This is a genomic window from Indolivaga capnocytophagoides DSM 22835, assembly GCF_000426485.1.
Taxonomy (GTDB): Bacteria; Bacteroidota; Bacteroidia; order Bacteroidales; family Dysgonomonadaceae; genus Dysgonomonas_A; species Dysgonomonas_A capnocytophagoides.
The window spans coordinates 160,802-180,508 of record NZ_AUFL01000010.1; the positions used below are offsets into that span (position 1 = coordinate 160,802).

General features: G+C 38.1%; 18 protein-coding genes and 1 pseudogene. 16 read left to right on the forward strand and 3 right to left on the reverse strand.

Annotation, left to right across the window (positions count from 1 at the left end):
• Window positions 1–408: 408 nt before the first annotated feature.
• The 14 genes and pseudogenes from K322_RS0105635 (at window position 409) to K322_RS18690 (ending at window position 15,835) form a co-directional block, all read left to right on the forward strand.
• On the forward strand, window positions 409–759 hold the full coding sequence (locus tag K322_RS0105635; RefSeq protein WP_026626007.1) for an NADH-quinone oxidoreductase subunit A: 351 nt from the start codon (window positions 409–411) through the stop codon (window positions 757–759).
• The gene (locus K322_RS0105640; RefSeq protein WP_026626008.1) at window positions 750–1,313 is read left to right on the forward strand and encodes an NADH-quinone oxidoreductase subunit B; all 564 of its coding nucleotides are present in this window, start codon (window positions 750–752) and stop codon (window positions 1,311–1,313) included. Before K322_RS0105635 ends, K322_RS0105640 begins: the two co-directional genes overlap by 10 nt.
• Before the next feature lie 109 nt (window positions 1,314–1,422).
• Window positions 1,423–3,054, forward strand: a complete 1,632-nt coding sequence (locus tag K322_RS0105645; RefSeq protein WP_026626009.1) for an NADH-quinone oxidoreductase subunit D — start codon at window positions 1,423–1,425, stop codon at window positions 3,052–3,054.
• 107 nt (window positions 3,055–3,161) lie between these two features.
• Window positions 3,162–4,280 carry an NADH-quinone oxidoreductase subunit NuoH gene (nuoH, locus tag K322_RS0105650; protein WP_026626010.1) on the forward strand — a complete coding sequence of 373 codons (1,119 nt, stop codon included), beginning with the start codon at window positions 3,162–3,164 and terminating at the stop codon, window positions 4,278–4,280.
• 59 nt (window positions 4,281–4,339) lie between these two features.
• A pseudogene (locus tag K322_RS0105655) lies at window positions 4,340–4,810 on the forward strand (4Fe-4S binding protein); the annotation flags it as partial.
• Window positions 4,811–4,999: 189 nt separating this feature from the next.
• On the forward strand, window positions 5,000–5,500 hold the full coding sequence (locus K322_RS0105660; RefSeq protein WP_026626012.1) for an NADH-quinone oxidoreductase subunit J family protein: 501 nt from the start codon (window positions 5,000–5,002) through the stop codon (window positions 5,498–5,500).
• A gap of 44 nt (window positions 5,501–5,544) precedes the next feature.
• Window positions 5,545–5,883 carry an NADH-quinone oxidoreductase subunit NuoK gene (gene nuoK, locus K322_RS0105665; protein ID WP_026626013.1) on the forward strand — a complete coding sequence of 113 codons (339 nt, stop codon included), beginning with the start codon at window positions 5,545–5,547 and terminating at the stop codon, window positions 5,881–5,883.
• A 57-nt stretch (window positions 5,884–5,940) separates the two neighbouring features.
• On the forward strand, window positions 5,941–7,878 hold the full coding sequence (nuoL, locus tag K322_RS0105670; protein WP_035331421.1) for an NADH-quinone oxidoreductase subunit L: 1,938 nt from the start codon (window positions 5,941–5,943) through the stop codon (window positions 7,876–7,878).
• Window positions 7,879–7,990: 112 nt separating this feature from the next.
• On the forward strand, window positions 7,991–9,460 hold the full coding sequence (locus K322_RS0105675) for a complex I subunit 4 family protein (protein WP_026626015.1): 1,470 nt from the start codon (window positions 7,991–7,993) through the stop codon (window positions 9,458–9,460).
• A gap of 44 nt (window positions 9,461–9,504) precedes the next feature.
• Window positions 9,505–10,083 carry a hypothetical protein gene (locus K322_RS0105680; RefSeq protein ID WP_026626016.1) on the forward strand — a complete coding sequence of 193 codons (579 nt, stop codon included), beginning with the start codon at window positions 9,505–9,507 and terminating at the stop codon, window positions 10,081–10,083.
• Window positions 10,084–10,177: 94 nt separating this feature from the next.
• Complete coding sequence (locus K322_RS0105685; protein WP_026626017.1) at window positions 10,178–11,611, forward strand: NADH-quinone oxidoreductase subunit N; 1,434 nt, start codon at window positions 10,178–10,180, stop codon at window positions 11,609–11,611.
• Between the two features lie 230 nt (window positions 11,612–11,841).
• Window positions 11,842–12,552 (forward strand): MotA/TolQ/ExbB proton channel family protein, encoded by a 711-nt coding sequence (locus tag K322_RS0105690; protein ID WP_260202835.1) that lies wholly within the window; start codon window positions 11,842–11,844, stop codon window positions 12,550–12,552.
• 67 nt (window positions 12,553–12,619) lie between these two features.
• A complete protein-coding gene (locus tag K322_RS0105695; protein ID WP_026626019.1) occupies window positions 12,620–13,030 on the forward strand; it encodes an ExbD/TolR family protein in 411 nt (136 codons plus the stop codon).
• 120 nt (window positions 13,031–13,150) lie between these two features.
• Window positions 13,151–15,835 (forward strand): outer membrane beta-barrel protein, encoded by a 2,685-nt coding sequence (locus K322_RS18690; RefSeq protein WP_051290660.1) that lies wholly within the window; start codon window positions 13,151–13,153, stop codon window positions 15,833–15,835.
• A gap of 55 nt (window positions 15,836–15,890) precedes the next feature.
• Here K322_RS18690 and K322_RS0105705 read toward each other — a convergent pair whose 3' ends face one another.
• The 3 genes from K322_RS0105705 to K322_RS0105715 all read right to left on the reverse strand — a co-directional run bounded on the left by K322_RS0105705 (window position 15,891) and on the right by K322_RS0105715 (window position 17,441).
• A complete protein-coding gene (locus tag K322_RS0105705) occupies window positions 15,891–16,112 on the reverse strand; it encodes a DUF2795 domain-containing protein (protein ID WP_026626020.1) in 222 nt (73 codons plus the stop codon).
• Between the two features lie 74 nt (window positions 16,113–16,186).
• The gene (locus K322_RS0105710) at window positions 16,187–16,747 is read right to left on the reverse strand and encodes a cob(I)yrinic acid a,c-diamide adenosyltransferase (RefSeq protein ID WP_026626021.1); all 561 of its coding nucleotides are present in this window, start codon (window positions 16,745–16,747) and stop codon (window positions 16,187–16,189) included.
• Between the two features lie 10 nt (window positions 16,748–16,757).
• Window positions 16,758–17,441, reverse strand: coding sequence for an O-methyltransferase (locus K322_RS0105715; protein WP_026626022.1), 684 nt, complete (start codon window positions 17,439–17,441; stop codon window positions 16,758–16,760).
• A 255-nt stretch (window positions 17,442–17,696) separates the two neighbouring features.
• Between K322_RS0105715 and K322_RS0105720 the strand changes: the two genes are divergently transcribed.
• Both K322_RS0105720 and K322_RS0105725 read left to right on the forward strand, forming a co-directional pair.
• A complete protein-coding gene (locus K322_RS0105720) occupies window positions 17,697–19,118 on the forward strand; it encodes a hypothetical protein (RefSeq protein ID WP_026626023.1) in 1,422 nt (473 codons plus the stop codon).
• 4 nt (window positions 19,119–19,122) lie between these two features.
• Window positions 19,123–19,611 carry an NfeD family protein gene (locus K322_RS0105725; RefSeq protein ID WP_026626024.1) on the forward strand — a complete coding sequence of 163 codons (489 nt, stop codon included), beginning with the start codon at window positions 19,123–19,125 and terminating at the stop codon, window positions 19,609–19,611.
• The last annotated feature ends 96 nt before the right edge of the window (window positions 19,612–19,707 follow it).

Genomic DNA, 19,707 nt, shown 5'->3' on the forward strand with positions numbered 1-19,707 from the left:
GCAAACTTTATAATTGTCTGAAAATAAAAACCTGATATTTAATGGTTGATACTTTGTGCAAAAGTACGATTTTACTTGATTAAAATTTGTTTTAGTGTAAAGAAATCTGTGTTGTGCTTGTTTTTCATTAAAAGAAATCAACTGATAACAGATTTTTTGCTCGGATAATTGAAGTGTTGCCATTCTATCTGTCGGATCAAGGTGTTGATGTGTTTTCTTAATTTATAGTTTATAGTATGTTAATCCTGTTTAAAGAATTTTTATGAAGAGTTTAATTTCTAAGGATTTCTTTTGTTCCTAAAAAAAAAGCTTTACTTTTGCATCGAATATGGCAAGTGCACTTGATAATTTGAACAATCATTTGTCTTATCGGTTTGATAATGCTTGAATTTTTTGAATGATCAATATATGGATTCTTCTCTTTTTTTAGTTGTATTCATTACAGGTTTGACTTTAGTTTGTGCTGGTTTAGGAATGGCTATATTGCTGTCGCCTAAATCTTTTAATGAACAAAAGGGTCAGGCTTATGAATGTGGTGTGCCAACCAAAGGCACTTCGTGGATGCAATTTCGTGTAGGATACTATCTGTATGCTATTCTTTATTTAATGTTTGATGTAGAAGCTATTTTCCTTTTTCCATGGGCAACAGTTGTCCGTAGTTTTGGAATAGCCGGGTTGTATAGCATTTTATTTTTCTTGTTTATATTAGGCTTAGGTTTAGCTTATGCCTGGAAGAAAGGAGTGTTGCAATGGAAGTAAAGAAAATATATATAAAAGGTATCCCTAATGAAGAATTCAGGGATAATGAATATCTCGAAAAATACGCAGAAGAACTCCGTGCAGGAGGTGTGCCGGTAGTAGTTGGTGCTTTGGATGATCTGATCAACTGGGGGCGTTCCAATTCTGTCTGGCCTTTGGCTTTTGCCACAAGCTGTTGCGGTATTGAATTTATGGCAGCGGCAGGAGCTCACTTCGATATTGCCCGTTTCGGAATGGAGGTAACACGTAATAGTCCGCGGCAAGCAGATACAATGGTTGTAGCAGGTACTATCGTTCATAAAATGGCTCCATTGTTGAAACGTGTCTATGATCAGATGGCTGAGCCTAAATATGTAGTCGCAATGGGTAGTTGTGCTATTTCAGGTGGTCCTTTTGTAGACTCATATCACGTGGTTAAGGGTGTTGACGAAATAATTCCTGTGGATGTTTATATTCCGGGTTGTCCGCCCCGCCCCGAATCTCTCTTCTATGGTCTTATGCAATTGCAGAGAAAGATTAAGCTCGAAAGATTCGTATTTAAAGTGAAAAAGTAAGGTCTAAGGCCTGATGCAGTTTTGGTATATGTAAATCCAAGGCTGATTGTTCTGATAGTGGAATTTACTATTATATAAAAGCTCGAAGACCGATTCATATAAGCGATCAATGGAAAATATCAAAAATATAATCTTAAAAGCAGTACCTGAGGCAATTATAGCTGATGATAAGCAGATCTTGACAGTAACTGTAGATAAAGACAGTTTACACCATTTGGCCAAGACGCTTCGTTATAATGCAGAGTTGCCTTTCGATTATTTAGCAATGCTTACAGGTGTAGACCGGGGCGAGACTCTTGGTGTAAATTACCTGCTTACTTCATCTAAAGACCTTACCAAGGAAGTAGTATTGGAAACTAGTACTGCGGATAGAGAAAAACCTCTTTTATATTCAGTTACAGATTTATGGGAAACAGCTCATTATAATGAGCGTGAAGTGTATGCTATGTTGGGTATCCGTTTTATAAACAATCCTGATATGCGTCGTTTCTTCCTGAATTCTGATTGGAGAGGATTTCCTTTGAGAAAAGATTATGATGCTGACCCTGTGTTGAATCCTGTTGATGTGGAAAGTAAGGAGATTGTTGATATTGCTCCCCGCATTGTGGAAACTCCTCAAGGTTTAAAAGAAGAAACTTCTGAAATATTCGAAAAAGATGACTATGTGATCAACGTAGGACCGCAGCACCCGTCAACACACGGAGTAATGCATTTCCGTATGGCGTTGGATGGAGAGATAGTCAAAAAAATAGATGTCCATAGTGGTTATATCCATCGTGGAATAGAAAAACTAAGCGAAAAACTTACATATCCACAAATACTACACTTTACAGACCGTCTTGATTATTTATCGGCAAGTATCAACCGTCATACATTATGTATGTGTGTAGAGAAAGCCGCTCAAATAGAAATCCCGGAAAGAGCCCAATATATACGTACCATCATGGACGAACTTAACCGTATCGATTCGCACTTGATCGGTTGGGGAAGTATGTGTATGGACTTAGGGGCTACTACTGCATTTATATATGGTATACGTGAACGTGAACATATATTGCAGATTTTCGAAAAGACCTCGGGAGGTCGCCTTATTGTCAATTATAATGTGGTTGGTGGTGTGATGTTCGATATTTATAACGACTTCCAGAAAGATGTGAAGGCATTCGTTATATATATGAGAGAAAAACTAGACGAATATCATCGCTTGTTTACAGGTAATGTAATCGCTATTGGTCGTATGGAAGGATTAGGTATCCTTTCGAAAGAGGATGCTATTACGTACGGTGTTACAGGGCCGGCCGGTCGAGGATCGGGCTTCTCTTGTGATGTGCGGAAATATCATCCTTACGCCCTTTACGATAAAGTCGAGTTTAAGGAAATTATCCGTTCCGAATGCGATGCGTATGCTCGTTACAAAAATCGTTTGGACGAGATAGAAGAGTCTTTGCATATTATCGAACAGTTGATCGATAATATACCGGACGGAGATTTCCAGGCAAAAACTAAGGCGATAATAAAACTTCCCGAAGGCGAATTCTATCAAAGAGCAGAAGCCGGACGTGGTGAATTTGGAGTCTTTATCGAAAGCCGTGGAGATAAATTTCCTTATCGTTTGAAATTCAGATCGCCGTCTATGGCTGCCGTTTCGGTAATGCCTCTCATCTGTAAAGGTGAGAAATTGTCTGACTTTATCAGTATCGGTGGTTCTATGGACTATGTGATTCCCGATATCGACCGTTAAGGTTGCAGACCTTTTTATTGCTTTGGTGAAAAATAACCAAAGATACTTGTGGCTTAAAAACAGATGTTTAAATTCTATCAGTTACTTATATTATCAATATAAAAAATATGTTGTTAGATATTTCAAGACCATTAGAGCTTTCGAAGTTAACGACTGCATTCGATACTTTCTTGAGCGACAATCTGCCCCATTGGGCTGTATTGACTATTGAGTTTGTACTTATTGGTGCAGCTTTATTGACAGCTTATGCGGTTCTAGCTTTGATTCTTATCTATGTAGAACGAAAAATTACCGCATTCTTTCAGGCTCGTTTAGGTCCAAACCGTGTTGGTAAATATGGTATGATACAAAGTGTTGCCGATATGATAAAGATCCTGATCAAGGAGATTATCCATGTTGACAATGTTGATAAATTCTTGTTTTATACAGCTCCATTCTTTATGATTGTCGCATCTATGCTGACTTTTGGAGCGATCCCTTTCGGAGAAGGCTTACAGGTAATCGATTTTAATATCGGTGTTTTTTATGTAGTGGCTGTATCTTCTCTAGGTATTATCGGAGTGCTTTTGGCCGGATGGTCAAGTAATAATAAATTCTCGATGATCGGGGCTATGCGAAGTGGAGCCCAGTTTATCAGTTACGAACTTTCTGCAGGATTTGCATTAATGACTATGGTTGTTCTTTCGGGAACAATGCAATTTTCGACAATGATCGAAAGTCAGGCGTATTGCTGGAATATATTTAACGGGCATATTGCTTCTGTGATTGCGTTTGTTATTTATCTGATTTCGGGTCATGCCGAAACTAACCGCGGGCCTTTTGACTTACCCGAAGCCGAGTCGGAATTAACAGCCGGATACCATACCGAATATTCAGGCTTGCAGTTTGGATTCTTCTATTTGGCCGAATACCTGAATATGTTTATCGTTGCGGCTATTGCTACTACTGTATTTCTTGGTGGATGGATGCCTTTGCAAATACAAGGTTGGGATGGATTTAATCAAGTGATGAATTATATTCCTTCATACGTATGGTTCTTTGGTAAAACAGGTATTCTGGTATTTATCAGTTTATGGGTGCGTTGGACATTCCCTCGTTTGCGTATCGACCAACTATTGACGCTCGAATGGAAGTATCTTCTTCCGATCAATATGGTCAATATTCTGTTGATGGTAATTCTTGTGTTGGCAGGTCTGACATTAAAAGATATATTTAATATACTTTAATTAAGGTCGCAGACCTTTTAATTAGCTAGTTACTAGTTGCGAAATTTAATTGAAAGAAAATGAGTTCTGTTTCACAATATTTTAAAGGTTTATTCCAAGGGATCGGATCGCTGTTTACAGGGATGCGTGTTACATGGAAAGAACTATTCGCGAAAAAAGTAACCTCTCAGTATCCTGAGAACAGAGATACTTTGGTTATTTCGGATCGTTTTCGTTGCGAACTTGTTATGCCTCACGATGAAAATAATGAGCATAATTGCACCGCTTGCGGTATATGCCAGATGAATTGTCCGAATGGAACAATTGAGGTGCGCTCGCAGATGATTGTTACCGAAGACGGTAAGAAAAAGAAGATTCTGGACGAATATCACTATAATCTGGGTTTATGTACATTCTGTAATCTGTGTGTGCTGACTTGTCCGTCGGATGCTATTGTTTTCAGTAATAATTTCGAAGGGGCTATGTTTACTCGTAAAGGATTAGAGTTGAAATTGAATCATGCCGGTTCGAAGCTTAAAGAGAAAAAGAAACCGGAACCTAAACCTGTGGTTGAAAAACCTGCAGCAGCTCCTGCTCCACAACCGGTTGAAACTGTTGCTCCGGCTTCGCAGCCTGTTGTTGAAAAGAAAGAAGAAAATACCACTAATCAGGAGGTTGCACCTAAAACGGATGCTTCTGCTGATAATGTGACAAAAGAATAAAATACGGATAGATTAACTATGGCACAGCTTATTATATTTTGCGTTTTAGCGGTAGTGATTGTCGGATGTTCTCTGATGGCTGTTACTTCACGTTTAATAATCAGATCGGCAACATACTTGCTATTTGTATTGCTTGCTACAGCAGGTTTATACCTGATGATGGATTACCAATTCCTTGCTGCGGTACAGGTTGCCGTATATGCCGGAGGTGTAATGGTATTATTCATTTTTTCCATCTTATTGACTAACCATCCCGGACAGGATGTGAAATTTGAAAAACCCAAGCGGATACTTTTAGCCGGATTGGTTGCTCTTCTCGGTTTAGGTATCAGCGGTCATATAATATACTATAATGTGTCGAAGGTATATACATATATGGAATCGACTCTGGATATGACTCAACTGGGAACTACTATGATGGGAACCAGCAAGTATCAATACCTGTTACCTTTTGAAGCTGTCAGCTTATTGCTTTTGGCTTGTATCATAGGAGGTATTATGATTGCCCGTAAACGATAACCGGAAGAAATAAAATCAGTAGAATAGCTTAATAATATAATAATATGAATCAATTTCTTGTAGAAACCTTTTCCATACCGATGGAAGCATATCTGGCTGTAAGTACGCTTATGTTCTTTATCGGGGTATATGGTTTTCTGTCTCGAAAAAATATGCTGATGGTATTGATGTCAATAGAATTGATGTTGAATGCAGCGGATCTGAACTTCGTAATCTTTAACCGGTTTCTTTATCCGGGACAATTGGAAGGGCTTTTCTTCGCATTGTTTGCCATTGCTGTGGCCGCTGCCGAAACGGCTGTTGCTATCGCCATTATTATTACTATTTACCGCAATGTGAAGAGCGTGTATATAGATGAGAATATAACAACAATGAAACATTGAGGTCATAGATCTTTTGTGAACAGACACTAAAAAAGAATACAAAAAAACGATATAGATATGCCTTATTCGTATACGTTACTGATAATTGTCCTGCCGGCCATTATGTTCCTTATTCTGGGACTGCTGGGGGGTAAAATGAAACCGATAGTTGCCGGAGTACTGGGTACTCTATCGCTGGCTGTTATGACAGTTTTGTCATATATGACCGGATATGAATATTTCTTTAAGATCGGAAGAGGAGCTTCCGATGCTTTTGAAAGTGTAATGCCTTATCATTTCGAGTGGCTGAGATTTACCGAGCATCTGCATATTGATCTTGGTATTATGCTCGATCCGATATCCGTAATGATGCTTGTGGTTATTACAACTGTATCGTTGATGGTGCATATCTATAGTTTAGGCTATATGAAAGGCGAGAGAGGGTTTCAACGTTATTACTCGTTCCTGTCTTTATTTACCTTTTCGATGTTGGGGCTGGTTGTAGCTACTAACATTTTCCAAATGTATATATTCTGGGAACTTGTAGGGGTATCTTCATTCTCTCTTATCAGTTTCTACTATACTAAACCAAGTGCGGTTGCTGCTTCTAAGAAAGCCTTTATCGTGACCCGCTTTGCCGACTTGTTTTTCCTTATCGGTATCTTGGTTCTTTCATTCTATTCAAAAACTTTCGATTTTGCAACATTGACTTCTTTAGATGCTCCATTCTTAGGATCTGCTCTTGGAGCTTCGTTCTTAGGAATATCTGCATTATCATGGGCAATGATGTTTATCTTTATCGGAGGTGCCGGTAAATCGGCTATGATGCCGTTCCATATCTGGTTACCCGATGCGATGGAAGGTCCAACACCGGCGTCTGCTCTTATCCACGCTGCAACAATGGTTGTTGCCGGAGTATTTTTGGTTGCACGTCTATTCCCTATATATGTATTCGGTACTCCCGAAGTACTGACAATAATCGGATACATTGGGGCGATAACTTCAGTCTATGCCGCGATTGTAGCTTGTGCGCAGACTGATATAAAACGTGTTCTCGCGTTTTCTACCATATCGCAGATTGCTTATATGATAACCTCTCTTGGGGTTTCCTCTTACGGAGGCCACGATGGGTTGGGTTATATGGCATCTATGTTCCACTTGTTTACTCACGCATTCTTCAAAGCATTACTATTCTTAGGTGCAGGTGCTATTATCCATGCTGTTCATAGTAATGAGATGGATGATATGGGTGGTCTTTGGAAAAAACTGCCGATTACACACATAACTTTCCTGATCGCTTGTTTGGCGATTGCCGGAATTTTCCCATTCTCGGGATTCTGGAGTAAAGATGAAATTTTAGCTGCGGCTTTCCACCATGATAAATTCTTGTTTGCATGTTTATTTATCGGTGCAGGTCTTACAGCATTCTATATGTTCCGTTTGTATTACAGAATATTCTGGAATGATACTCACAAGCATTATCATCACGAACCTCACGAAGCCGAAGCTTCAATGACTATTCCGTTGATCATATTGGGCGTGTTGTCTGTATTTTCCGGATTTGTTCCTTTCTCGGAATTAATTACTACTGACGGAAAACCTTTCGAAGCGCATTTGGTGATGCCAATAGCATTATCAAGTATTGCAGTTGCGATATTAGGTATTGGTATAGCTACTGTGATGTACTATAAGAAAACAAGCATACCGGATCGGTTTGTTTCAAAAGTCAACTGGTTATATAAGGGTGCGAGCCATAGATTCTATTTCGATGAAATGTGGTTGTTTGTAACCCGTAAAATTATATTCAACGGAATATCTAAACCGATTGCTTGGTTTGACCGCCATGTTGTTGATGCGTTTATGAATGCACTGGCATTTGTTACAAATAGTGCCTCTGATAAAATTAAAGGTTTCCAATCGGGACGTATTCAGCAATATGCCCTTGCATATCTGATCGGAGCTTTGGTGTTTGTCGCCATATTTGCTTTCTGTCTGGTTTGTTATATTTGTCAATAAGTTTAGCTTAAGGTCTCAGGCCTCTTTGTTATTAGTCAAGTAAAAAAGCAACCGATAAGTATAATTCGGATTGTCTAATTTAAATATCAGCTTTTGCTTAAATTGTAGAACAATGAATATTCTTTCATTAATAGTATTGATACCCGTTTTGATGTTGATAGGATTTATTTTCTGTAGAAACATCAAACAAGTAAGAACAGTTGCGGTAATAGGAACGGCTGTCGGACTTGTATTGGCTGTAGCTCTTTTGTTTATGTTCTTTGCAGCAAGAGAGGCTGATCCAACAAGTGCAATGTTATTCAGATTTGATTATGCATGGTTCAAGCCGTTGAATATTTATTATTCGATAGGGGTCGATGGTATATCGGTGCTGATGATACTGCTTACTGCTATCATTATGCTTACCGGAACATTTGCTTCATGGAATATGAATCCTCTTCCTAAAGATTTCTTTATGTGGCTTACGCTGCTGGCTGTAGGTGTATACGGATTCTTTATTTCGATAGATATGTTTACCATGTTCTTCTTCTACGAGATAGCCCTGATACCTATGTACCTGCTTATCGGTCTTTGGGGGACAGGTAGAAAAGAATATTCAGCGATGAAACTTACCCTGATGCTGATGGGTGGATCGGCTTTCCTCTTTGTGGGAATTCTTGGTATTTACTTCAATTCATCGGCTGATGGCAACTTGACATTTAATATCCTTGAGATAGCTAAAAATAATGCGATACCAGTTGCTGCACAACGTTGGATTTTCCCTATTACATTCTTAGGATTCGGTGTACTTGGTGCACTATTTCCTTTCCATACATGGTCTCCTGATGGTCACGCATCTGCACCTACTGCGGTTTCGATGCTTCATGCCGGAGTACTGATGAAATTGGGAGGATACGGCTGTTTACGTATTGCTATGCATTTATTGCCTGAAGCAGCAAACGAAATGTCGTGGATCTTTTTGATATTGACAGGTATAAGTGTGGTTTACGGAGCTTTCGGTGCGATTGCTCAAACCGACTTGAAATATATAAACGCTTACTCATCGGTGAGCCACTGTGGACTGGTATTATTCGCTATTCTTATGATGAATAATACAGCGGTAACCGGAGCGGTAATGCAGATGTTGTCTCACGGTTTGATGACCGCCCTTTTCTTTGCCCTGATCGGTATGATCTACGGACGGACACATACTCGTGATATTAGAGAGTTAGGAGGATTGATGAAAATTATGCCTTTCCTTTCCGTTTGTTATGTATTGGCTGGGCTTGCTTCTCTGGGGCTTCCCGGATTGAGTGGTTTCGTTGCGGAGATGACTATTTTTGTAGGTTCCTTCCAACATACCGATATGTTCCACAGAGTATTGACTATAATGGCTTGTGCATCTATTGTGATCACTGCCGTATATATATTGAAGGTTGTCGGTAAGATTCTTTACGGACCTGTGATAAACGATCATCACCTGGAGCTTACAGATGCTGTTTGGTACGAAAAAGTTGCAGTTGTAGGATTGGTTCTTAGTGTGGCCGGGGTTGGTTTGTTCCCGGGCTGGATATCGAGTATGATTCATGCTTGTTTACATTAAAGGTTTTCGAGACTTTTAATTAACTTCGATAATCCGAGAAGTTTATGAAAAAACTAAAATCGCTATTCCTTGGAACATTTTTAGCTATTGCTTCTTTTGTTTCCGCTCAAAGTTTTTCTTTGCCTGAGCTGATTGATCTGGCGGGAAAAGATCAGGATTACTTTAACGCGGCTGTTTCATCCAAAGGGTACAATTTCTGGGGAGAGTATGCCGGAGGGCTATCGACGAATTATGTTTATTCGTATAATAACAACTCTAAGATTTCTTTTATTGTTCCAGACTTTGCTAGCGATATGAAGTTGGCTGCGTGGGAGTTTTATTCTCCTAGTATCTATGATATGGTGAAGCGAGACTTGGTTAATGACCGTTATCGGTTGGTAACCAGAGAATCGAGATTGAAAGGTAAATACGAGTCTTTGTTTTATTCTAAACCGGGTATTGATATTATCCTGACCGTTGATAAAACAGTTGGTCGATTCGGGTCTTATACCGTAGCGGTACGTCAAACTAATATGAATAAATACCAGACGGTTAATACTTTTTCTGATTCGAATATTTATGGCTATTCTAATGCCGCCGACAAAGACCGGTATGTTGATATGTCAAGATATCTTTATCGCTAGAGATTTGATTTATAAATTAGAAAGTAAAATAGCTTTGGTTTGATCCAAAGAAAGATGGCTAAGGCCTTAAAGTTTAAAATATAGATTTGAAAAGATGGATTTGAGCAATTATTTGTTAATGAAGCCGGAATTATCTCTGATAGGGGTATTTCTAATACTTATTTGTTATGATTTATTCGCTTCAGACAATGCAAAGAAGTATTACTTTCCTTTTGCATGCTTGCTATTCTTAGCACATACTGTTTATTGTTTCTTTATTAATAAAGATACCGGAGAGTCATTCGGTGGTATGTATCTGACGGGTGCTGCTCAGGTGACAATGAAAAGCGTGTTGAATATCGGGGTGTTCTTGATAATGCTTCAGGCTAATGAATGGCTTGGTAAAGCCGAATCTGTTATTAAACGCGGAGAATTCTTCATGTTGACTATCCTTACTTTGCTGGGGATGTATCTGATGATTTCTTCGGGTAATTTTCTTTTATTCTATATCGGGCTCGAAACAGCATCTTTGCCTTTAGCCGCATTAGTTGCTTTTGATAAATATAAACAAAACAGTGCCGAAGCCGGAGCGAAATATATATTCAATGCAATATTTTCGTCTGCGGTAATGATATTCGGACTTTCGTTCTTATATGGAGCTTGCGGTACTCTTTATTTTGCTGATATTTTCCAGAATATATATTCATCGCCACTTATCATAATGGCAATGATATTTTTCCTTTCGGGTTTATTCTTTAAGTTGTCGTTGGTTCCTTTCCATCTTTGGGCTCCTGATGTATATCAAGGTGCACCTACCAATATTACGCTTTACTTGTCGACCATCTCTAAAGGGGCGGCAGTATTTGCTTTGATGTTGATTCTGTATAAAGTATTTCCAGCATTGGAAGTCGTATGGCATCCTCTAATCTGGATTATCATATTAATAACTATCACTGTCGGTAACCTATTTGCACTTCGTCAGAAGAATATGAAAAGATTCCTGGCATTCTCTTCTATCTCGCAGGCCGGTTATATCATGTTGGGGGTTTTCAGTGGAAGTACATTGGGGATGGCAGCTACAATATTTTATGTATTTGTTTATGTCTTCTCTAATCTGGCTGCTTTTGGTGTGATCACCAGCATTGAAAATAAGACCGGAAAGGTGAATATGAATGACTATGACGGACTTTATTACAGTAATCCGAAGTTGGCTTTGGTAATGATGATCTCGATGTTCTCTTTGGGTGGTATCCCTCCTACAGCAGGATTTTTCAGTAAGTTATTTGTCTTTATTTCGGCTATGGAATCCGGTAACCCTGCAAATACGATATTGGTATTTCTGGCATTGGTAAATACTGTGATATCTTTGTTCTACTACTTGTTGGTGGTGAAGGCGATGTTTATAAAGAAAACAAACGATCCTATCGAAAACCTGCAGACAGATGGATATCTGAAAATATCTTTAATTTGTTCTATGATAGGTATTTTCTTTATCGGAGTTATCAGTTGTTTCTACGAGTACATCAACTCGGTAAGTTTCGGTTTCTAATATTCGAATAATATATTTTATAGAGATAACTACCAGTTATGCTTATAAAAAATAATAAAAAGGTTTGAGACCTTAGAACTAAATTCGATAAACATTGTTTCTATGTTTATCGAATTAGTTATTTTTAGCCTGTTATAAAGTTTCAGCGCTTTACTTTCTTTATATGTGAAATATGACAGGTAGTTGTGATGCTGAAACGAATCATTTTTTCCTAATCTTTTCGTTCTCTTATGATGAATTTATTTATTTTGTTGCAATCGGCAACTTCTACATTAGAACCTGCGGCAACTGCTGCTCCGGAGAGTTATTTTAGCTTGATTTTAAAAGGTGGATGGGTAATGATTCCCATTGCCATACTCTCGGTACTTTCGATTTATTATATAATTGAACGTTGGATGACGATAAGTAAAGTTGGCAAACGTGATTCTATCTGGCAATCGCGTATTATAGAGCTTATTTCGGAAGGAAAAACAGATCGGGCGTTGAATTTCTGTTTCGAAAAACCTTATATTCTGGGTAAAGTTGTTGCCGCTGGATTAAAAGAAGAATCAGAACCTATCAGTGAGATAGAGCAGACAATGGAAATCGAGGCCCGTCAGCAGATTTCGAAGTTAGAAAATCACATGAATTATCTGGGTATTATTGCTTCTATTGCTCCGATGCTTGGTTTTTTGGGAACTATTTTTGGTGTGATTACTATCTTTTATAATATTTCTCAGACAGCGGATCTTGATATTGCTACTATCTCGGATGGATTATATCAAAAAATGATTTGTTCGGGAGCCGGTCTTTTGGTCGGTATTGTGGCTTATTCGGGATACTATGTTTTAAACGGGCGTATTGATAAGATAATATCTAATCTGGATAAGGATTCGAATGATGCCTTAAAAGCTCTTAAAAACCGTAGGAGGAGCCAAGTGATAGATCATTCGGCTGAATGATCTATGGTCGTTTTACTGAAAATGCAATAAATAGGTCTGTGACCCTAATGAGTAATTATAACTATAGATGAAAATAGAACGTCGAAAAAATAGAGCAGCAGAAGTTTATACAGCTTCATTGAATGATATCATGTTTTTCTTGTTATTATTCTTTCTGATTGTATCGACTATGGTGACTCCTGCCGCAATACGTGTATTATTGCCTAACTCATCGACTGCAGAAAAGGTTGCAACTAAGAAAAATATCACTCTGATCATAACATCCGATCTTAAGTATTATGTAAATGATAAGCAGGTGACGTTTGATACCTTGGAACAGGAACTGGTGAACTCTATCGGTGAAAGACACGATGGTGATGATGTCAATGTGTTGCTGCAGGCAGATAAAATGTTAAATCTGCAAGATATCGTTAATGTAATAGATATCGGTAATAAATTGCATGTCAAGATGGTGCTGTTTACCGAAAAGAATAATTAGTTTATATCCGGAGCCATTATATAGAAGAGTATCATACTAGATGCTCTTTTTTTTCGTTATATTCCAAGAGTCACTTTTGGAAAGAAGAGTGGATTGATAATAGAAAAATAGTAGTTGTTGGTGAAATATCTATATGTATTTCTTCTTTTATGCTTATCTGTTGCAACTTATTCCCAGACTATAACCGGTATTGTTCGGGATAGTTTGAAGAATGAGCCGATTTCTTATGCCTCTATCCGTTTGTTGAAAGCTCAGGACAGTACTTATGTTTCAGGGGCGGTGACAAATGATTCGGGCGAATTTTCTATTCCGGCAAAAAGAGGTCGTTATATTCTTGATGTATCTTGTGTAAACTATCAGAAAAAGAAATATCCGATATATATAAACGACAGATCGAAGGTCGAATTGAATACCATTCTATTGAAATTCGCAGAATATAGTATTGGCGAAGCTGTGGTAATAGCTCCAGTTCCTGATATTGTGGTAAGAGGAGATACAATAGAATACAACGCCGACGCTTACAGGGTGGGAGAAGATGCTCTTCTTCAGGATTTGGTCAGGCGTATGCCCGGGATAGAAGTGAGCTCCGATGGTAAACTGATGGCTAACGGCAAGATTATCTCGAAGATACTGATAGATGGAAAAGAATTCTTTGATAATGATATAGATTTGGCTCTAAAGAATTTGCCTGCCTCAATGGTGAATAAACTACAGTTGTTTAAAGAGCAGTCGGACATGTCTAAAGTGACGGGATTCAAAGATAATAATGCCGAGCAAGTCTTAAACCTCACAGTAAAGGAGGGCATGAAAAAATCGGTGTTTGGTAATGCCCGTGTAGGATACGGTACTGATGACCGCTATGCTAATAAGTTCAATGCAAACTATATGGAAGATGATAACCAGTTTGCTGTTATAGGTAATTTGAATAATGTTACCGATAATTTTGAGTATAGTGGTGTTTCGAGCCAATACGACGGGATAACAAAAGAGCGAAATCTGAGTACAAACTTCAATATACAGCGTAATAGTAAAATTTCGGTTGGAGGGAATGTGAGGTATGAAGACAATGACAATCTGTTTAAGATGGACAGCAATACCCAGACTTTTATAGAAGGAGGAAACCGGATGAGTACTCAGTCATCTTCGTCTAATAATAGAAAGCGGAATCTGACCTTCTCTCTGAATTCTAAATGGATGCCGGATTCTCTGACAACTATATATACTCGTATGAGTGTGTCTACCGGAACTGCCGATGATGTGCGCAAGAGTAATTCTCTTTCTTATATGCAAAATCAAAAAGATTCGACTTCCGGATGGTCTGATTATATAACACAGGGAGATGTATATAACTTAAATGGATCATTGGTTATCGGACGAAAATTAAATGCAAAAGGCCGGAATATCAGCTTGAGTTTGACCGGAGCTTTCAGAGGGTCTCAGGATGATGGGACGAACTATTCTTTTACCCGGTACCAGTCTTTAAATTCGACAAAGATATTAGATCAGAAACTTGATATTAGTAGTTCGGGAAATAATTGGGGGGTGATGCTCTCTTATGTAGAGCCATTGGATACTCATCATTCTCTGCAGTTTTCGTACAATTACCGTCAGGATTATTCGGGCAGAGATCGTTCTACTTTTCGTAGGGATCCTGAAGGAGAATATACTGTGATAGATACAGCATATACCCGAAACTCATTATCTCGTTATTCGACTCAGCGATTTAATGTCGGATTTCAATCTATTCATGAGAAATATGAATATACAATTGGATTCAGCGTTGATCCTACACACTCAAAGAACAGATCAACGGTAAGAGATTCTATTATAGAAAAGCAAACACAGAGTGTAGTCAATTTCTCTCCTTCTTTTAAGTTTACATACCGTCCGAAAAGTAATGCTACATTCGACTTTGATTATTATGGGACTACCGAACATCCTACTTTAAGACAGATGTCTGCTGATACAATCATTCTCGATGCGTTGTCCCGAACGTACGGAAATCCCGATTTAAAACCCAGTTTCGATAATAATATAAGTATGTATTATCAGGTATCGGATTATGAAAAAGGGGCTTTCTTTATGATTACTGCATCCGGGAATTATATAGCCAATAAGATTGTAGATTATACAATTACAGATAAAGACGGGAACGTTGAGAGTTCTTATCGTAACGTTAAAGGTAATTGGGGTATGAATGGTGGTATTATGTTTAATACACCTCTTAAAAATAAGAAGTTTACGGTAGATAACAGTTCTTTTGCTTACTTTGTCCGTAATATCGGATACTCTAATGGAGCGAAGAATATTACATATAACCTGACCCTGAGCGAATCTTTTTCGATAAGCTATAAGTCGGAAAAATTCGACCAGCGCCTGCAAGCGAATGTCGCATTTAATATTACACGCAATAATTTATCTCAAGAAGGAGATTTGGGTACCTCTAATCTTGGAGTGAAGTCTTCAACGATGATTAAGTTTCCGTATGATATCTCCCTGCAGAACGAAGTCAGCTATACTTATAATCATGGATACTCTGCTGCATTTAAGAATTCGGAGTTGTTATGGAATCTTTCTTTGTCGAAGCAATTTATGAAAAAGAAAGCCGGAACCGTTAAGGTACAGTGTTATGATCTATTGGCTGATCGGAATAATCTGTTACGTGTTGTATCCGGTAATTATATCTCTGATACTAAAACCAATATGATAGGGAGATATGTGTTAGTGAGCTTCAATTACAGGTTTAATATTCTGAACGGCAAAATATCATCTGCTGCACAAGATACAGACTCGTACAACTATTAATAGAAAAGAGCAGAATTTATAGTTCTGCTCTCTCTTTTTTCATTTACGATCTTTATCAATACTCGTCTTCGTTAAAGAAGAAATCTTCTTTACTTGGATAATCCGGCCAAATATCTTCGATTGTGTCGAATATCTCACCCTCATCTTCAAGCTCCTGAAGGTTTTCTATAACTTCTAAGGGCGCACCCGAACGTTGAGCATAGTCAATTAGTTCATCCTTTGTAGCAGGCCATGGTGCATCTTCTAATTTTGATGCTAATTCTAGAGTCCAATACATAGTGATATATTTTTATTTGTTCCTTTAATTTATTATCCCAGTTTTTATTTTCGGCAAAAATAAACTAATATTTCTTATAAACAAGAAGTATCCCAAAATATTTCTTTACCATCTTTATTACATTCTCTTCGGGCAATAATAAAGAAGTAATCTGAAAGCCGATTTACGAATTTCATTATATTATCTTCTACAGGATATTCATCTTTTACTTTGTAAATACATCTCTCTGCCCGTCTTGCTACAGTACGGCATAGATGTGCCCGGGCAGCGGCTTCACTGCCTCCGGGTAATACAAATTGTCTTAGGCGGGGTAGTTCGCTGTCTATACGATCCATTTCGGATTCGAGCATTGAAATATTAGCTTCAGTGATAATACTTGCAGCCTTAGGGGCGATGGCTTCTGTTTCTGTTGCCAAATACGATCCAACGGTGAATAGTTTATGCTGAATAAAAGATAATACTTTAAGAGTTTCTTCGTCCTTTATCTGGCAGATAAGTAGACCGACGAACGAATTTAGTTCGTCAATAGTTCCATATGCGTCCAATCTGACATGCGATTTCGGAACCCGTGTTCCTCCGACTAAAGCAGTTGTGCCTTTATCTCCGGTTTTTGTATATACTAAGCTTTTTTTCATATCGATAGTCTCAATAACTGAGTTTAAAATTACGTTTATAGTATTTCGGATTGAAGAACAGTATACCAACATGAAACAAGTCCATTGATACTCTTACCTCATTACATCCGATTAGTCTTTTCCATAACATTTGATGTTTCCTGTTTGTTCGGATACCATCAACTATAATGAAACTATTTTCGTTGATCAATGAGAGAAGGTATTCTATGAGGGCTGTATGGTCGGCTTCGTAATTTCGTAAATTCAGCAAAATACAATCGAGGGGTTTGTCAACCTGAGGAAATTTCTCATGAGATAAGCGGATGTTGTATCCCCATTTATTGTATAATCGGTCGATTGCTTCTTTTTTATTGAGATCAGTTTCTACTGAAGAGCAAATACATTGCTTCGAAGCTACAGTGAGGTAAAGTGTATTTATTCCGGATCCGGCTCCCAGTTCAAGTATCTTTTTTGCATTGAAATAGTTTACACACTTAAACAATAGCCTTTCGAACTTATTTTCATTGAACGTGATGTCCGGTTGTGATAAGATAAACTCACGGATATCATTATATGCGTAATACGGAGCCTTTTCTTCAATTACTTTGGTTATGAAATTGAAGACAAACGGAGAGTGTATTCCGTGTCCTTTGTGATGTCTCACCTTATATAGTATGCGGGTGCCTGTGCGAGACAGGCGATAAATCTTTGGCATATGATGTCCTTCTTTTAAGGAAGATACAAAAATATAATCTTCTTTGCAAATTAAAAACACAGCTTGAAAAAAGAATGCCTCCTCTCTAAAAGGAAGAGGATAAGTAGCTAAGTGTATTTAATTATGCATCTTTAAATATGTAAACGGCTTTGTCTATTATACTTCCTATATCAATAAAAAGGTCTAAGAGCTTAATGTCCTTAACATATTATTTTTTATCTTTGATTACCAACTGTGTTTTAAACGTTGATTTGTATGAAATATTGGAGTCTGACTATATTATTGTTCTTGTTTTTTGGCGCGAGTGCTCAAAATACAAAAGAGCTGGCTCAGGCGAAGGCCGATTATAAAAATGGAGCTTTCGGCAAAGCCTTACCTGTTTTCGAAAGGGAATATAATGCGAAACCCAATGATGCATCTCTTAACTTATGGTATGGAGTATGTTTGGTTGAGACAGGCGGTGACCTGAAAAAGGCTGAAGAATGTCTTCTGATTGCATCGAAAAGGAACTTGCCCGAATCATACCTGTATCTTGGCGACTTGTATATAAAAGAGTACCGAGTTAGTGAGGCTGAAGAACTGCTGCAACGGTACGCAAAGGCTCGTCCTCGTGAAAAGGAATCGGTTTTGGCTCCCTATAATCAAGCTTTGGATAAAATGCAAAAGGCAATATCCAGAACAGAGGATATTCAGATCATTGATAGCCTGATTGTGGATAAACAGTCTTTATTGTCGGCATATAAGTTATCTCCCGAGGTGGGAAGTTTGTCACGATATCAGGATGTCTTCGAATCAAAGGGCAATGTAGAATCAGTTGTGTATATGAATGAAAAAGGCTCTAAGATTTATTTCGGCGAACCATCTAAGTCTAAGTATACTCTTTATTCTATGGATAAGCTTTTGTCGGGATACGGCAATAAGAAAGCTTTGTCTGCCGATAACTTCGGATTGGATGGAGATGCGAATTATCCGTTTGTTTTAACTGACGGATCGACAATCTATTTTTCAGCAAAAGACGATAATGGTTTGGGTGGATATGATATCTATGTAACCCGTTATAACTTCAATAACGATTCGTTTCTTACCCCCGAATTATTGAATATGCCTTTTAACTCTCCCGCAAATGATTATCTTTATGTCTTTGACGAAGAGAAGGGTGTCGGTTGGTTTGCTACTGACCGCTTTCAACCTGAGGGCAAAGTCTGCATATATACTTTTATACCTAACGAAGAAGTTAAACTTGTCGAGAGTGACGATGACAAGTATATCGAAAGCAGGGCTCGTATAACATCAATCAGAAATACATGGCAACCCGGAAAAGACTACCGCTCGATAAGAGAAAAGGCTAAGAAGGAGGTTGCTAAAGTAGAGACGAAATCAATAGACTTTACGTTTATTGTTGATGACAGTAGGATTTATCACTTTTACTCAGACTTTAAGAGTACAAAGGCTCGTACGATGTTTCAAGACTTACAGTCAAAACAGAAGAGTCTGGATATTTTAAATGATAATCTGGAAACCAAGCGTTTCGATTACAGTAAAGCCTCTGCTGCTCAGAAGAAATCTTTATCAGCGATAATTGTCGATCTTGAAAAATCACAGGAGCAATTGATGAAGACTATTTCTGACTTGGAAGTGAATACCAGAAACGAAGAAATTAAGGTAAACCATAATTAAGAATATGACCGTCGAAATTATTATAATCGTTTGTTTGATAGTGATAGGAGTAGCCTTGATGCTGGCTGAGATATTCTTGTTGCCCGGCATCACTATTGCCGGAATTGCAGGTGGTGTTATGATGGTGGGCAGTATCGTGTATGCCTTCTATTATGTGGATGCAACTGCCGGATACGTTACTATAGCTGCCAATATAATTATTGGAGTAGGGGCTTTTGTGTTTGTCATCAAATCGAATGGACTCGATCATATTGCCCTTAAAACTGATATAGATGCCGTGGTTGAACAACCCGAAATACAAACCCTATCGGTTGGGGATAAGGGAATTGCTTTATCCCGCCTGAATCCTATCGGAAAAGTCGAATTCAACAATGAATCTGTTGTTGAAGCCAAGTCTGTAACGGGCGAATTTATAGACGAGGGTGAAAACGTCGAAATCGTTCATGTCGAGAAATCAACCGTGCTGGTAAAGCCTAGTGCCATACCGGTATAAATAAGGTCGAAGACCTATTTATATAACAACCAGAGCTTATTATAAATTGAAAATATATCATTAAGTACTTGTACTTGCATTTGCTTATTAACATTA

Bases quoted from the DNA above. Each gene is read 5' to 3' on its own strand.
- K322_RS0105680 (WP_026626016.1), top strand. From the start codon at position 9,505: ATGAAAAAACTAAAATCGCTATTCCTTGGAACATTTTTAGCTATTGCT.
- K322_RS0105695 (WP_026626019.1), top strand. From the start codon at position 12,620: ATGAAAATAGAACGTCGAAAAAATAGAGCAGCAGAAGTTTATACAGCT.
- K322_RS0105660 (WP_026626012.1), top strand. From the start codon at position 5,000: ATGGCACAGCTTATTATATTTTGCGTTTTAGCGGTAGTGATTGTCGGA.
- K322_RS0105645 (WP_026626009.1), top strand. From the start codon at position 1,423: ATGGAAAATATCAAAAATATAATCTTAAAAGCAGTACCTGAGGCAATT.
- K322_RS0105690 (WP_260202835.1), top strand. From the start codon at position 11,842: ATGATGAATTTATTTATTTTGTTGCAATCGGCAACTTCTACATTAGAA.
- K322_RS0105725 (WP_026626024.1), top strand. From the start codon at position 19,123: ATGACCGTCGAAATTATTATAATCGTTTGTTTGATAGTGATAGGAGTA.
- K322_RS0105705 (WP_026626020.1), bottom strand. From the start codon at position 16,112: ATGTATTGGACTCTAGAATTAGCATCAAAATTAGAAGATGCACCATGG.
- nuoL (WP_035331421.1), top strand. From the start codon at position 5,941: ATGCCTTATTCGTATACGTTACTGATAATTGTCCTGCCGGCCATTATG.
- nuoH (WP_026626010.1), top strand. From the start codon at position 3,162: ATGTTGTTAGATATTTCAAGACCATTAGAGCTTTCGAAGTTAACGACT.
- nuoK (WP_026626013.1), top strand. From the start codon at position 5,545: ATGAATCAATTTCTTGTAGAAACCTTTTCCATACCGATGGAAGCATAT.
- K322_RS0105715 (WP_026626022.1), bottom strand. From the start codon at position 17,441: ATGCCAAAGATTTATCGCCTGTCTCGCACAGGCACCCGCATACTATAT.
- K322_RS0105710 (WP_026626021.1), bottom strand. From the start codon at position 16,747: ATGAAAAAAAGCTTAGTATATACAAAAACCGGAGATAAAGGCACAACT.
- K322_RS0105675 (WP_026626015.1), top strand. From the start codon at position 7,991: ATGAATATTCTTTCATTAATAGTATTGATACCCGTTTTGATGTTGATA.
- K322_RS0105685 (WP_026626017.1), top strand. From the start codon at position 10,178: ATGGATTTGAGCAATTATTTGTTAATGAAGCCGGAATTATCTCTGATA.
- K322_RS0105635 (WP_026626007.1), top strand. From the start codon at position 409: ATGGATTCTTCTCTTTTTTTAGTTGTATTCATTACAGGTTTGACTTTA.
- K322_RS0105720 (WP_026626023.1), top strand. From the start codon at position 17,697: ATGAAATATTGGAGTCTGACTATATTATTGTTCTTGTTTTTTGGCGCG.
- K322_RS0105640 (WP_026626008.1), top strand. From the start codon at position 750: ATGGAAGTAAAGAAAATATATATAAAAGGTATCCCTAATGAAGAATTC.